Source organism: Natrinema salsiterrestre (assembly GCF_029502005.1).
Classification (GTDB): domain Archaea; phylum Halobacteriota; class Halobacteria; order Halobacteriales; family Natrialbaceae; genus Natrinema; species Natrinema salsiterrestre.
The window spans coordinates 702,371-715,744 of sequence record NZ_JAMQOT010000002.1 but is presented as its reverse complement, the minus strand read 5'-3'; the positions used below and the strand labels follow the sequence as shown (position 1 = coordinate 715,744).

Sequence of the window (13,374 nt, the reverse complement as noted above, 5' to 3'; positions counted from 1 at the left end):
CGTCACGTTGCGCTCGCGGGCGTAAAACCCGCCGGTTTCGATCGCCGAAATCGTTCCCTTGCGCCCCACCGCATCAGGTAGTGACGCTCACACGATCGGAGACTCCTCGCCTCTCCCAGTCGATCGAGCGGGGACTGCCGGTCCGTCCCACCAGCGTCTGCCCTCTTCGGGTATACTCCCTCAGTCGTCACTCGCGACCGGCACGCTCGCACGGACCTCGAGCCGGTCCAGATCACCGATAAACGAGGCCAGCATCTCGCGGCTGACGTGGGGCATACAGACGACGCGCAGTTCGCCGGTCGCCGTTCGCGAGATCCGCCATCCATTGGCCCGCAGCGCATCGAACGTCGACCGGGGCACGTCGGCCGCGACCAGCGGCAGCGCGGGTTCGGCGACCGCGTAGCCGCGCTTCTCGAGGGCGTCGGCGAGCCACTCGGCGTTGTTCTGGGAGCGGCCGTACTGGCGGCGGTAGCCCTCGGGCCACAGTTCCTCCATCGCGGCGACGGCGCTCGCGACGCCCGCGCCGGAACGGGTTCCCGTCAGCGTCGCCTGCGAGGTCGACTCGAGGTAGGGCGTGTCGACCGCGAGTTCGTCGAGCAGGTCGGGCGAGCGAACGAGCAGTCCCCCCGCGGGAACCGCGGCCTGTCCCATCTTGTGGGGGTCGATCGACATCGTGTCGACCGCGGCGTGGCCGAAGTGCCAGTCGTAGTCGGTAAAGGGGAGGACGAAGCCGCCCCACGCGGCGTCGACGTGGAGGGTGGCGTCGACCGACCGGGCGAGCCGGCTGAGTTCCGGAATCGGATCGACGCGGCCGTACTCGGTCGTTCCCGCCACGCCGACCACCGCGGCGGTGTCGTCGTCGACGGCGGACCGAACGGCCGCGAGGTCGGCCCGGTGGTCGTCGTCGGTGGGGACGATCCGGAGTTCGACGCCGAGCAGGTCGGCCGCCTTCCGGAAACTGAAGTGGCCCGAGTCGGGCATGACGACGTTCGGCGTCCGGCTGTCGGCCCGCTCGCGAGCGATTCGAACGGCCTGAATGTTGGCCTCCGTGCCGCCGCTCGTGATGTAGCCCGCCGGCTCGTCGAGACCCGCAATATCGCTCAACAGCTCGATCGCGTCGTCCTCGAGCGCCGCGACGGCCGGGTAGCTCCCGGGATCGCCGGGATTCGTCGCGAGAAACCGTTCCGCCGCGTCGCGCGCCGCCGGGTGGGGGTCCGTACACATCGACGAGAGAACCCGGTCGAACGCTTGCGGCTCGGATTGCATATCACGAACGTAAACGGTCGTCGGCTTATGAGTTGTGTTTGTTGACGAGTTCCGCGCACTCTCTCCGATCGGAAACCGGATATTCACCCGTCGAACGTCGGTCTTACCGGCGTTTCGTCGTCCTCGGCATTGCCTCGATACCGTGCCCGACCACTCGCGAATTCCGTATTTTCCGTCCTCCTCCGGACTTATGACAATATTGATATGCCGTCGCCTACAACCCCCGGCAATGATTTCGACAGCCCCTCGAGCCGTCGACCACGGCGCCACCGTCGTCGGTGCGTTCACCCTGTTGCTGTTCGGGTTCGCGCAGGGGCGGGAAATCCAGCGCGTCTCGGTCGATCTGTTCGTCGTGACCGTTCAGGTGGTGTTCCTCGAGGCGATCTCGTCGATGGCCGTCTTCACCGGTTTCGTGGCGATCACCGGCCTGTTGCTGGTCCGCGAGGTGTGGACGTCGCGGGATACCATCGAGCCGGTGACGGACGGCCCGCGGCTGACCGCGATCGTCCCGGTGTATCGCGATCACGCGGTGATGGACGAGAGCGTCGAGAGCCTCCGTGAGAGTACGTACGAGAACCTCGAGATCGTCGTCGTCGCCGAGCCGAACGACGAGGCGACGCTGAAGCGAGCCCGCGAACTCGCCGCCGCGAACGAGCGCGTTCAGTGTCTGATCAACGGGAATCCGGGGTCGAAAGCCGGCGCGATCAACTACGCGGTGCGCGAGACCGGCGCGGAGTACATCGCGGTCTTCGACGCCGACGAACGGGTCACTCCCGAGTTCCTGTCGCGGGGGATGAGCGCGGTACTCGAGGACGCGGACGTCTTTCAGGGACGGCGGATTCCCCGGCCGACGGGCGTCATCGAGACGATCGCCTACTGCGAGCGGATCGTCTTCCACGCCAGCTACAAGATCGTCGAACTCTCGGGCTTCGCGAACTGCCGGAGTTCGTCGACGGTGCTCACCCGCGAGGCCTTCGAGCGCGTGGACGGCTACGACGACGTGCTCACCGAGGACCTCGATTTCGCCCACGCGTGTTATCGCGAGGGGCTGACCGTCGAACAGGCCCGCCAGTGTACGAACACGATGGAGGCCCCCCACACCCTGCGGGATCTCTGGGGCCAGCGCAAGCGCTGGCGCGTCGGGCAGATCGAAGTCCTCCACGCGACCCTCATCGAACTCCTGCGCGGCCGACTCGGCCGCCGTGGTCTCATCTCGATCGGTCGCATGTGCTCGAGCCTGCTCGGCTGCCTGTTCACGCTCGCCCTCACCTCGAAACTCCTGTTGTTGTTCGTCCTCGACGTCGAGTCGGCGTTTCTCCTCCCCGCGGCGATCCTCGTCGGGACGGTCGCCCTCGTCGCGTGGCGCGACACCAGAGACGGACGGATCGACGGCCTCAGCTGGACCGTCGTCCTCGCGCCGCTCCTCTATCCCGCCTTCGGCATACTGACGCTCAAATCGCTGCTCGGCTACGGGCTCAGCTGGGACGGGACCTGGTACGAGGTCGAGAAGACGGGTTCCTGACGACGGATTCCGTTCTCGAGGTGCTCGGTAGTCGTTTTCTCGAATACCGGCCGATTCGACGGCCCTCCCTCGGCCGGGACTGAACGGGGCGTTCGGTCGATTCCGATGCCCCCGTATCTATTCTCCCACCCGAGCCACACCGGACGGAAAGCGTGCCTTCAAGTCCGCCGCCGCGCAACGCCCTCCCATGAACCCAGGCGACCGCGTCCGCGTCGATCGCGCGGATCGGACGTACGAAGGCGTGTTGCTCCCCTCGAGCACGGACGACAACCTCGTGGTGAAACTCGAGGGCGGCTACAACGTCGGCGTCGATCGGGACGGGGCCGACGTGGACGTGCTCGCAGAGGACGTCTACGAGATCGACGGCACCGATTCGACGGGGGCCGACGAGGCGGGCTCGGAGATCGAGTTCGACGACGACCTGCCGACGATTTCGCTGATCTCGACGGGCGGCACGATCGCCTCGACGGTCGACTACCGGACCGGCGCGGTGACGGCCCAGTTCGACGCCGAGGACGTCCTGCGAGCCGTTCCCGATCTCGCGGGCCGCGCGAACTATCGGGGCAGGGTCGTCGCCAACATCCTGTCGGAGAACATGGAGCCGCCGATCTGGCAGGACCTCGCCGAGGCGGTGCACGAGGAGATCGCGGCCGGTGCCGACGGGGTCGTCGTCATGCACGGCACCGACACGATGCAGTACTCCGCCTCGGCGCTGTCGTTCATGCTCGAGACGCCGGTCCCGATCGTCTTCACCGGCTCGCAGCGCTCGGCGGACCGGCCGTCGTCGGACAACGTGATGAACGCCGTGTCGGCCGTCGAGGCCGCCAAGAGCGACTGTGCCGAAGTGCTGGTCTGCATGCACGCCTCCGAATCGGACGACGTCTGCGCGCTCCACCGGGGGACTCGCGTACGGAAAAACCATACGTCGCGCCGGGACGCGTTCGAAACCGTCGGGGCGGAGCCGCTGGGCGAGGTCGACTACGAGACCGAGACCGTCAGCTTCCGCCGCGACTACCAGCAGCGAGACGCCGCCGAGCTCTCGATCGAACCGACCCTCGAGAGCGACGTCGAACTCCTCAAGTTCACGCCCGGAATGGATCCGCAGTTCCTCGACGTCGTCGAGGGGAGCGAAGGGCTGATCATCGAGGGTACCGGCCTCGGTCACGTCCACACCGATCTGATTCCCCGCATCGAGGAGCTGATCGAGGACGGCACGACGGTCGTCATGACCAGTCAATGTCTCGAGGGTCGCGTCTGCGATCGCGTCTACGACACCGGCCGGGACCTGCTCGAGGCGGGCGTGATCGAGGGCGAGGACACGCTGCCCGGGACGGCGAAAGTGAAGCTGATGTGGGCGCTCGCGAACGCCGAGGACGTCGAAGCGGCGATGGGAACGTCGCTCGCCGGCGAGATTCAGGAGCGGTCGGTGCCCTGGGAGTGAGTCGGGTTTCATTTGGCGACGATAGCTGCGAACTCGCCGCACCGAAAGAGATACTGAATTGATAGTTCCTCCCATAGTATCGCGTATGAGTCACGACCACGCCGATCCCGAGCGTGCCGGTCACCTCCATCACGTCGAGTTGTGCGTCTCCGATCTCGAGTCGGCAGTCGATTTCTGGGCGTGGTTACTCGCCGAACTCGGCTACGAGCCGAAGAACGAGTGAAGCGGCGGTCGTTCCTGGCGGAACGGTCCGACGTACATCGTACTCAAAGAGGCAGACGACCTCGAGTCACCATTTCAGCGCCGGGCTCCGGGCCTGAATCACCTCGCGTTCCACGCCGGTTCTCGTGACCAGGTCGATACGCTGACCGCGGAGATTCGTGACCGATCGGATTCCGCCGTTCTGTACGAGGACCGGCATCCGTACGCCGGCGGCTATTACGCGCTCTACTGCGAGGGCCCCGATGGAATCAAAGTCGAAATCGTCGGTCCGGAATGACCTCAGTATCACCCGGTGTTCGCGGTGCTTCGGGCGGGGCCTTCGAGTGCGCTCGTTCGTCGCAGTGGACGAGCCGCGTCGACTCTGCGAAGCCCTTTCCCGCGCGACTGCGTGAGGTGCGACTGATCACCTACCGATGTCACCCGATTCGAACGCCGACCCGTCCATCGAGATTCGCCGCGCGACCCACGACGATTACGATGCTGTCGTCGACTTCACCAGTGACATCTGGCCCGACCGCGGCGGCGACTACATCCCGCGGGTCTACCACGACTGGCTCGAGGACGAACCCGGGCGGGGCAAGAAGACTTTCCTCGCGGAGGTCGACGGCGAGGCCGCGGGGATCCTCCAGGGGGTCATGCTCTCGCCGGACGAGGCCTGGTTTCAGGGGATGCGCGTCGCCGCCGACTACCGCCGCCGGGGCGTGGCCCGCCGATTGAACGAGGCGGCGTTCGAGTGGGCTCGCGAACAGGAGGCGACGGTCGGTCGGGTCATGGTCTTCTCGTGGAACGCCGCCTCGCTCGGCGCCGCGCGGGCCAGCGGCTACGACCCGATCACCGAATTCCGATTCGCCCACCCGGAGCCGGATTCGACCGCCGAGGGCCCGTCCCGGGTCTCGAGCGATCCCGCGGCCGCGTGGCGCTACTGGACGCACAGCGACGCCCGCGAGCGCTTGAACGGACTCGGACTCGCGCCCGAAGAATCGTGGGCCGTCCGGGAGCTCACGCGGGACGACTTCGACCGGCTCGCGGAGGAGACGGCCGTGTTGACGGTCGAGGGCGAGGACGGACTCGCCGGAACGGCCTACCGGTCGCGAACGTACGACCGGGAGATCGACGATGACGACGCAGCGGCTGCGAGCGACGACGCGACGACCGAGACGTGGGCCGAATACGGCGTCGGGGCCTGGGAGGACGTCGACGCCGCCCGGTCGCTGTTCGCCGCGATCGGTCGAGACGCGGCCGAGCGCGGTGCCGACGAGACGCGGGTCCTGATCCCCGAAACGGCCCGATACGTTACCGACGCGCCTTACGCGGGAGTCGGTATCTCTGAGGAACCGGACTTCGTTCTGGGGATCGATCTCACGGGGGAGTGACGCCGGACTGGTCCGCCAGCCGCCGCAACCGCTCGAGTCGCCGCTCGGTCGCGGGATGGGTCGCGAAGAGGCCGCCGCCGCCGTCGCGTTCCGGATCCAGGGTCGGGAGGACGGAGATGGCGTCGACGGAACGGGTGTGTTTCCGGAGGTCCTCGGGCGGCCGCTCGGCCGCCGCCGAATCGAGTCGCTCGAGCGCCGCGGCCAGCGCTCCCGGGTCGCCGGTCGCGGCGACGGCGGCGCGGTCGGCCGCGAACTCCCTGCCGCGGGAGAACAGCCCGGCGCCGAGCGTCGACCCGCCGACCAGCAGTCGGCCGAGGGCCAGCCAGGGCAGGTCGCGGGGATCGAACTCGTCTCCCTCGTCGTCCATCATTTCGTAGAACTCCTCGGACGCGATCAGGGGCACGAGCGCCCACGTCATCAACCGCTGGTCGCCGTTCGCGACGTGGGCGAATTCGTGGGCGAGCACCGCCTCGAGTTCGGCATCGGGGAGCGCCTCGAGCAGGCCGTCGGAGACGATCAGCACCGGCTCGCCCTCGTGGGTGGTCGTACACGCGATCGGCGCGGTCGCGGCGTGGCGTCGCAACGCCGGCAGCGGGAGGTCGAACTGGGCGGCCAGCCGGGCGGCCGACGACGCGACCCGTCCGGTTCCGCCGGGGTCGATCGGCTCCGTCTCGCGGCGCAGTCGAGCGCGGCTGCGACGGATCGCCTTTCGAACGCCGGCCGCCCACGATAGCAATAGCAGAACTGCGCCGACGAGCAGTGCCGCGACGAACGTCCGCAGGCCCGGCTCGATCACGAGGTCGGCCACGGAGAGCACGACCCCGCCGACCGCGAGACCGCCGAGCACCGCGAGGACGATCCCGAGTACCGCGAGCGTACCGAGGCCGATGATCCCGGCACCGAGCGCTCGTCCCGCGAGGCCGAGCATCGTTCGTGCTCGCATGACCCCTCGTTTCGATCGCGGACAGTTAAGAAATTCGACGGCTTCCGAGAGGACCGTAGTCACGTCGGTCTCCAGCGCCGGTCCGCAGCTACCCGCCGCTGACCGGCGGGAACAGCGCGAGCTCGTCGCCCTCCTCGAGTTCCGTCTCCAGACCCTCCTCCTCGACCAGGACGTTCGTTCCGTTGCGAAGCACGTTGATCTGGGATCGCAGGTCGCCGTCCTCGAGCACGCGCCCCTCGAGGTCGGGGCGATCCGCGACTAGCATATCGAGGGCGTCACCGACGGTGTCGCCGGCTGCGGCGTCGACGGTCACGTGCTTGTCACCGGCGCGTTCGGCGAGGTCGGCGAACAGCTTCCACTCCGTAGGCATACGTGGCGCTATCGGTGCCGACGGCAAGTAGCTACCGCTCCTGTGGTCGTTCCGGCTGCCGATCGGGCTCCGATTCGTCGGCGACGGACTCTCCGCCCTCTCGAGACCGATCAGTACGTGCGAGCGCTCGTTCCGTTACTCGCCGCAGCGCCTCCGGGCGACCGAGAACGTAGGCGACGTCGCCCGCGGCGAGCCGAACGTCGTCGGCCGGTAGCGGGAGGTGCTCGTCACCGTCCTCGCCCGCGCGTTCGAGAGCCAGCACCAGGACCGGCAGCGCGTCGACCGGGACGCCGACGAGCGAATCGTCGGAGCCGACGCCGACCGTCGTCACCGTCTCGTCGGCCGCGCGGAGCAGGGAGACGAGCTCTCGTTCGGCATCGGGACTGCCCGGCAGGGTCACGACCCGGTGCGGTCGATCGCCCTCGAGGTCGCGAACGTCCTCGGCGTCGATGGCGACCGTCACGGTGTCGGCGGCCGTCGCGCGCAGTTCGCCGCCGGCGATCCGTCGAGCGGTTCCGTCCGCGTCGTCTCGGCCCCAGATCCGGACCGCGTCGCCCGGGCTGGCGTCGGCCGCGGGATCGCCCGTCAGGGCGACGGCCACCGTCCCGGGTGCGAGCGTGGGCCCGATCCCGGCCGGTCGGCTCCCGACTCCGAGGTAGTCGATCGTCCCGTCGGCAGCGAGATCGACGTCGACGTGGCCGATCCCGTGGTCGCGCTCGAGGCGGGCGACCAGTCGCTCGCGCAGCTCCTCGACGGTGAGCCGACGGGGGAAGAGCAACGTTTCCCCCGCGAGTTCGGCCTTCACCGACTCGTCGACGGGGTCGTAGCCGTCGATGTCGCCGATCTCCGTCGGGAGTTCGACCGTGACGACGCGACCGGCCGAGCGAACGAGCTGCCTCACCTCGGTGATCGTCCGCGGGGTGGCGGCCACGAACACGTCTCGAGCGAGGTAATCGCCCAGCCGCCGGCCGGCGTCGGCGGCGATGGCGCTGGCGACGAACGCACTCACCGTGAAGACCGCGGTACTCGGGTCGGTCAGCGCCGAATCGCCGATAATCGCCTGCTGTAACGCCGTCTCGGTGTTCAACCAGAGCGCGACGAGTGCGACGCCGAACAGGACCGCGACCCCTTCGGGAATCTCGTCGGAGCTGTACCAGCGGTACATGAACGCGACACCGGCCCCCGCTCCGGCCGCGAGCAGGGCGAAGCCGACGATCTGAACGAGCGCGTCCACCAGCGTCGCGGACCTGACGACCTGCGCGGGGACGAGAGCGGCGCTCATCGGGCCATCGCCTCCGCGTACGCCTCGGTCGCGTCCTCCGGTCCCGCGACGAACGCCTCGTCGCCGGACTCGAGTCGCCGTTCGATACCGGGGCCGAATACCCAGCCGTGGCGGCGACCGCCCGTTTCGCTGCCCTGTCGGCGCACTGCGAGGAGCGTCACCTCGTCCGCCGGCGCGGGCTCGTCGGCCCCGGCCGAACCGACGGTGAACCGACGGATCGCGTATCCGCTGCGCTTGACCAGCGCGAAGGCCTCGAACTCGCGGCTCGTCCCGCGGGAGCGCACGACGAGTCGCGGCGACTCCGCCTCGAGGACGGACTTGACGTCTCGGCGGGCGACGGCGACGGTCACGCGTCCCGGCCCGCCGGCGGTCGCCGCGTTCGGTTTCGCGTCGGGAAGCGGCGGCTCGGTTTCCTCTCCGCCGTCGGTCGCGACGTCGTCAACTGGCGTCTCGGAGACGGCCGTCTCGTGTTCGTCGTCGATATCCGTTCGGGCGCTCAGTACCGTCCCGATGATCGAGCGCTCACCGGTCCGGACGCTCACCTCGTCGCCTCGAGCGAGCCCCGTCGGGACGAGCGTCGCGATCGAGACGGCCCGCTGGCCCGGGGGGACCCGTCGCGAAAGGCTTCCCGACGGCGGTGCCGCGATGACGGTCGCCCGTGCCTGCTCGTCGATCTCGACGTCGACGTCGGCGAGATCGTGATCCGTCCGGAGCCGTTCCTCGAGCCGGGACTCGAGCTCGGACAGCGGGATATCGGCCGGGAGCCGCCACGAGCCGGCTTTGAGGGTTCGCCGGAGATCCGGCGAGAGTGGCGGATAGCCCTCCATGTCGTGGATTTCGCCGGTCGGTCGGACGGTGACCTGGCCGACCGAGCCGACGAGTTCGACGACGTCGGCCGAGAGGGTCCGCTGTCGGAGCGACGTCAGCGAGAGCCGACGGGGGAGTTCCGCGCCGAGCTTGTCCCCCTGATTGTGAGCGTAGAGCGCGAGCATGAGGACGACGAGGACGGCGACCAGCAGTCGCGGCGATTGGGCGATCGTCGGTTCGATGAGGCCGAGCAACCCGCCCTGGACGCTGGCGATCGACAGCGCGAGGACGACGACACCGAACCCGGGTAGCGTGACGCCGCTGAAGTACCGAACGAGAAAGCCCAGCGAGCCGGCGACGAACGCGGGAACGATCCCGGTCAGGAGCCCGAGGTAGAGGCCCAGAAACACCTCGACCACCAGATCGACGGGAAGCGATTGCATTGTCGGTCAGTTGTTCGGAACGGTTAAATCAGCACCGACGGGGTCACTGCGCGGGAATACCGAACCGATGGCGACCCGATGGCGACGGTCGAGCGCGAGCGTGTGCACACCTTCTCGGGAGGGGTTTATTCGTTCACCCGTGGTGGCTGTCACCATGCTCGATCGCGTTCTCGTTCCGATGGACGGGTCCGTGCTGTCCGAGCGCGCACTCACGTACGCGCTCGAGAATCACCCGGATGCGGCGGTGACGGTCCTCACCGTCGTCGCCGAGCCGTCGGTGATGATGGGGGACGCGATGAGTCTCGCCATCGAAGACGACATCGAGGGGGCCGCGGAGGACCGCGCGGCGGAGGTGTTCGATCGCGCCCGCGAAATCGCCGCCGACTACGACGCCGAGATCGACACCGTCGTCGAAATCGGCCGTCCCGCACGGGCGATCGTCGGCCACGCCGACGACTACGACGCGATCGTAATCGGGAGCCACGGCGGTGACATGGTCGACCGACTGTTCGTCGGCAACGTCGCGGAAACCGTGTTCCAGCGCTCGCCCGTGCCGGTTACCGTGGTTCGCTGATCCGGTCCGAACAGTCTTGTTCGTTCCCCGATTTCGATCGCTTCGGGGCCGAACGGGATCGATATATCTCGTCCGGGAGAGACGGAGACGTTTAACTAACACCACTGCCCACGGTGTGTATGGTCGAGGCCCGGTCGCTTCGAGCGCGATTGCCGGACAACTGGCGACGAGTGCTCACTACGCGGGCGGCCATCGCGCTCGTCCTGCTCGTCGCGTTGCTCTCGGTCGCGACCGCGGTCGTCAACATCGGGACCAACGCCGTCGGCGGCCCGCTCGCGGAATTCGTCCCCGATGCCGTCCAGAGCGCCGCCGCGTTCACCGGCGCGCTCACGGGGTTCATGATGGTCGGCAGTGCGCTCGCGCTCCGCCGCGGCCTCCGGACCGGCTGGTGGGCGACGCTGCTATTGCTCCCGCTGACGGCGGCACAGGGGCTCCTCCAGTCGAGCCCGTACTCGTTCCCGCTGGTCGTCCTCTCGCTCGTCTCGATCCCGGTCCTGTTGCTCACCCGCAAGCGGTTTACCAAACCGCTCTCGCTGTCGACGACGCAGATCGCGGCCGGCGCGGCGCTCGTCGGCGTGCAGGTCTACGGGACCATCGGCGGCTACGCGCTCCGCGAGGACTTCGACGGCATCAGTAGCATCCTCGACGCCTTCTACTTCACGCTGATCACGTCGAGCACGGTCGGCTACGGCGACGTGACGCCGAACACCGGCTCGACCGAAGCGATGCTGTTTACCATGTCCGTGCTCGTCCTCGGCGTCGCCAGCTTCGGTATCGCCATCGGGGCGCTCGTGGGCCCGGCGATTCAGGACCGAATCTCGAAAACACTCGGAAAGATGAACGATTCAGAAATCGAACTCCTCGACCAGCACATCCTCGTGCTCGGCTACGGCGAACTGACGGAACCGATCGTCGACGAACTCTCGGACAGCGGCCGCGAGTTCGTCGTCGTCACCAACGATCGCGAGGCTGCAGCGACGCTCGGCGACCGAGACGTCCCAGTCGTCACGGGCGATCCCAGCGACGAGGAGCCGCTCAACCGCGCGAAGGTCGACCGAGCAGTCGCGATCCTCGTCGCGACGAACAACGACGCCGAAGACGCGCTCGCGATCCTCACCGCCCGCCAGCTCGCACCGACCACGCGCATCGTCGCCGGCGCGACCGACCGCGAGAACGTCAAGAAACTCGAGCGAGCCGGCGCGGACGCGGTGATCAGCCCCTCCATGCTCGGGGGCCACCTGCTCGTCCGGTCGGCGCTCGGCAGCGACGAGAGCGGCCTGATCGAGCGGATTCTCGAGCGCGAGTGAGACGTTGCGAGAGCGCCGAACGCGATTTCAGTCGGATCGACCAGCGACGTTCCGTTGAGTGATCTACGTATCGTTCCGGCTTACGCAGCCGGCGTGTGGTGGCGCGCGCTGTTGGCCGTCCGAGTGGGAACGAGGGCGGCCAACGATACTGCGCGAGGGATGAGTGAGCGCCGCGAGGCGCGAACGAATCGGTTGGGGAGGGCGTGGCGATTCCCCGTTGCCACGCTAGCAACACACTCGGTACACAGATACAGCGCGAACGCCCACGACTTCAGCCGTGGGATGACGCGTACAATCTTTAACTGTCGCTCTCTCCTCCCCCGTTCTCCGTCCGGTTCGACGACGTACGAGCCGGGTTGACGGCTCACTTCCGAATTCGTTCTCATCACCGAGCACTGCTAGCGACGGCGACCGCGGTGAACGATCGCCACGTCCGCTTCGAGATCGCTCAGCTTCCGGAACGTCGGCGGGGAGACGAACCGCGAGGCGGCCGACCGGTCGGTGCTCGAGCCGACGAAGACCACGTCGTATCGCGGTGCGACCCGCGCGAGGTAGTCTTCGACCGCCGCGGTGACCACGTGCGTCTCGAATCGGCCCGAGAAGGCGTCCACGAGGTCTGCCAGCGTGCTCTCGGCCGCCCGGCGGCGCGACTCGCTGTCGATACACGTACAGACGCTGATGGTCCGGTCGGAATCGGCCACCCGAATCGCGAAGTCGAGCATCGCGCGCGCGGTGTCGCCGGCACCCCGGACCGCCACGAGGCCGTCCCGCCATCGGCGTCGCGACGTTCCGTTCGATCGAAAGGCGATGACGTCGATCTCGCTGTCGAACAGGCCCGTGATGAACGACGAGAGACCGCCGCTCTCCCGCTCGGCGTACGGCGTGACGATTAGATCGCAGTTTTCCTGCCGCGCAGTCCGCAACACGAGTCCGGCTGAGGCCCCGCCGTCGGCCGCGACGACGACCTCGCAGGGCACGTCGTAGGCGGCCTCGAGATCCGCGGCGAGGGACTCGAGGCGGCGACCGACGTCGGTGGCCGCGCGTTCCGCCGGCGTCGTCGCTTCGTCTCCGCTATCCTCGTCGGCTCCGTCTTCCCGTCCGACGGCGTCCTCGTCGACGACGTCGAAGAGCACCACCTTCCCGGCGTCGTGCGCGCCGGCGATCGAGGCGGCGAACCGGGCGACCGTCTCCCCGCCGTCGCCCATCGGAACGAGCACGTGATCGTCGCCGCTGGTCGTCTGATAGAGGAAGCGAGCGCGCTGTTCGTAGAAGCGATCCCGCCAGAGGACGAAGGCGGCCGCGACGAACGAACTCGAGACGACGATCCCGAGGACGTACGCGAACTGCGCGTTCCCGGTGACGAGCACGAGCAGCGCGGTCGAGAACGCCGTCGGCTCCTCGAGGTCGAGCGCCCAGGTGCAGGCGCCGGTAAAGAAGATGCCGAGGGCGGCGCCGGACGCGCTGACGCCGCCGCCGTCGAGCCCGGCTGTGGTCGTGAGCTCGAGCGCGAGCCAGCCACAGAGCGCCCCGACGGTCATCCCGCCGACGAACTTCGTCGGCGTCGCGTACTTCCCCTCCGGATCGGCGAAGAGCGTGTACGTCCCGGACGCGAGCGGCGGGAACAGCAGGAACGAGATCGGCCCGGCCACGTTCGCCACCCACGTCACCGCGGCGATCAACAGCGGGACGATCACCAGCACCGAGAGGTGGAGGAGGTTCCCCGTGTGCTCGAGCCACCGACCGAACGAATCGAGTTCGCGCCGCTCCAGCCGCCGGAGCCGTCTCGCGAGCGCGTGGAGTCGCGCTCGGACCCGCTCGAGCATA

11 protein-coding genes and 1 pseudogene are annotated in these 13,374 nt (G+C 68.3%); 6 read left to right on the top strand and 6 right to left on the bottom strand.

Features of this window, described 5'->3' with window-relative positions; translation table 11 throughout:
• Positions 1–180 precede the first annotated feature (180 nt).
• A complete protein-coding gene (gene mfnA / locus NDI89_RS09085; RefSeq protein ID WP_277521212.1) occupies positions 181–1,266 on the bottom strand; it encodes a tyrosine decarboxylase MfnA in 1,086 nt (361 codons plus the stop codon).
• A 229-nt stretch (positions 1,267–1,495) separates the two neighbouring features.
• On the opposite strand from mfnA, the gene NDI89_RS09080 reads away from it, so the two are divergent.
• From NDI89_RS09080 to NDI89_RS09065, 4 genes and pseudogenes are all read left to right on the top strand, one after another.
• The gene (locus NDI89_RS09080; RefSeq protein ID WP_277521211.1) at positions 1,496–2,788 is read left to right on the top strand and encodes a glycosyltransferase family 2 protein; all 1,293 of its coding nucleotides are present in this window, start codon (positions 1,496–1,498) and stop codon (positions 2,786–2,788) included.
• A 187-nt stretch (positions 2,789–2,975) separates the two neighbouring features.
• Positions 2,976–4,229: a Glu-tRNA(Gln) amidotransferase subunit GatD gene (gene gatD / locus NDI89_RS09075; protein ID WP_277521210.1), complete on the top strand. Its 1,254-nt coding sequence runs from the start codon at positions 2,976–2,978 to the stop codon at positions 4,227–4,229.
• An 85-nt stretch (positions 4,230–4,314) separates the two neighbouring features.
• A pseudogene (locus NDI89_RS09070) lies at positions 4,315–4,728 on the top strand (VOC family protein).
• A 136-nt stretch (positions 4,729–4,864) separates the two neighbouring features.
• The gene (locus tag NDI89_RS09065) at positions 4,865–5,824 is read left to right on the top strand and encodes a GNAT family N-acetyltransferase (protein ID WP_277521209.1); all 960 of its coding nucleotides are present in this window, start codon (positions 4,865–4,867) and stop codon (positions 5,822–5,824) included.
• Here the strand turns inward: NDI89_RS09065 and NDI89_RS09060 are convergent.
• The 4 genes from NDI89_RS09060 to NDI89_RS09045 form a co-directional block, all read right to left on the bottom strand.
• Positions 5,811–6,767, bottom strand: coding sequence for a M48 family metallopeptidase (locus NDI89_RS09060; RefSeq protein ID WP_277521208.1), 957 nt, complete (start codon positions 6,765–6,767; stop codon positions 5,811–5,813). The genes NDI89_RS09065 and NDI89_RS09060 overlap by 14 nt on opposite strands.
• A gap of 88 nt (positions 6,768–6,855) precedes the next feature.
• Positions 6,856–7,137 carry a ubiquitin-like small modifier protein 1 gene (locus NDI89_RS09055; protein ID WP_277521207.1) on the bottom strand — a complete coding sequence of 94 codons (282 nt, stop codon included), beginning with the start codon at positions 7,135–7,137 and terminating at the stop codon, positions 6,856–6,858.
• Between the two features lie 31 nt (positions 7,138–7,168).
• Entirely contained in the window at positions 7,169–8,419 is a 1,251-nt protein-coding gene (locus tag NDI89_RS09050; RefSeq protein ID WP_277521206.1) for a TrkA C-terminal domain-containing protein, read from the bottom strand.
• The gene (locus tag NDI89_RS09045; protein ID WP_277521205.1) at positions 8,416–9,669 is read right to left on the bottom strand and encodes a DUF8167 domain-containing protein; all 1,254 of its coding nucleotides are present in this window, start codon (positions 9,667–9,669) and stop codon (positions 8,416–8,418) included. Before NDI89_RS09045 ends, NDI89_RS09050 begins: the two co-directional genes overlap by 4 nt.
• A 154-nt stretch (positions 9,670–9,823) precedes the next feature.
• Here NDI89_RS09045 and NDI89_RS09040 point away from each other — a divergent pair, with 154 nt between their 5' ends.
• Positions 9,824–10,243: a universal stress protein gene (locus NDI89_RS09040; protein ID WP_277521204.1), complete on the top strand. Its 420-nt coding sequence runs from the start codon at positions 9,824–9,826 to the stop codon at positions 10,241–10,243.
• 119 nt (positions 10,244–10,362) lie between these two features.
• Positions 10,363–11,550, top strand: coding sequence for an NAD-binding protein (locus NDI89_RS09035; RefSeq protein ID WP_277521203.1), 1,188 nt, complete (start codon positions 10,363–10,365; stop codon positions 11,548–11,550).
• Positions 11,551–11,948: 398 nt separating this feature from the next.
• Here the strand turns inward: NDI89_RS09035 and NDI89_RS09030 are convergent, their stop codons facing one another.
• Positions 11,949–13,373 carry a universal stress protein gene (locus NDI89_RS09030; RefSeq protein ID WP_277521202.1) on the bottom strand — a complete coding sequence of 475 codons (1,425 nt, stop codon included), beginning with the start codon at positions 13,371–13,373 and terminating at the stop codon, positions 11,949–11,951.
• Position 13,374: the final 1 nt, after the last annotated feature.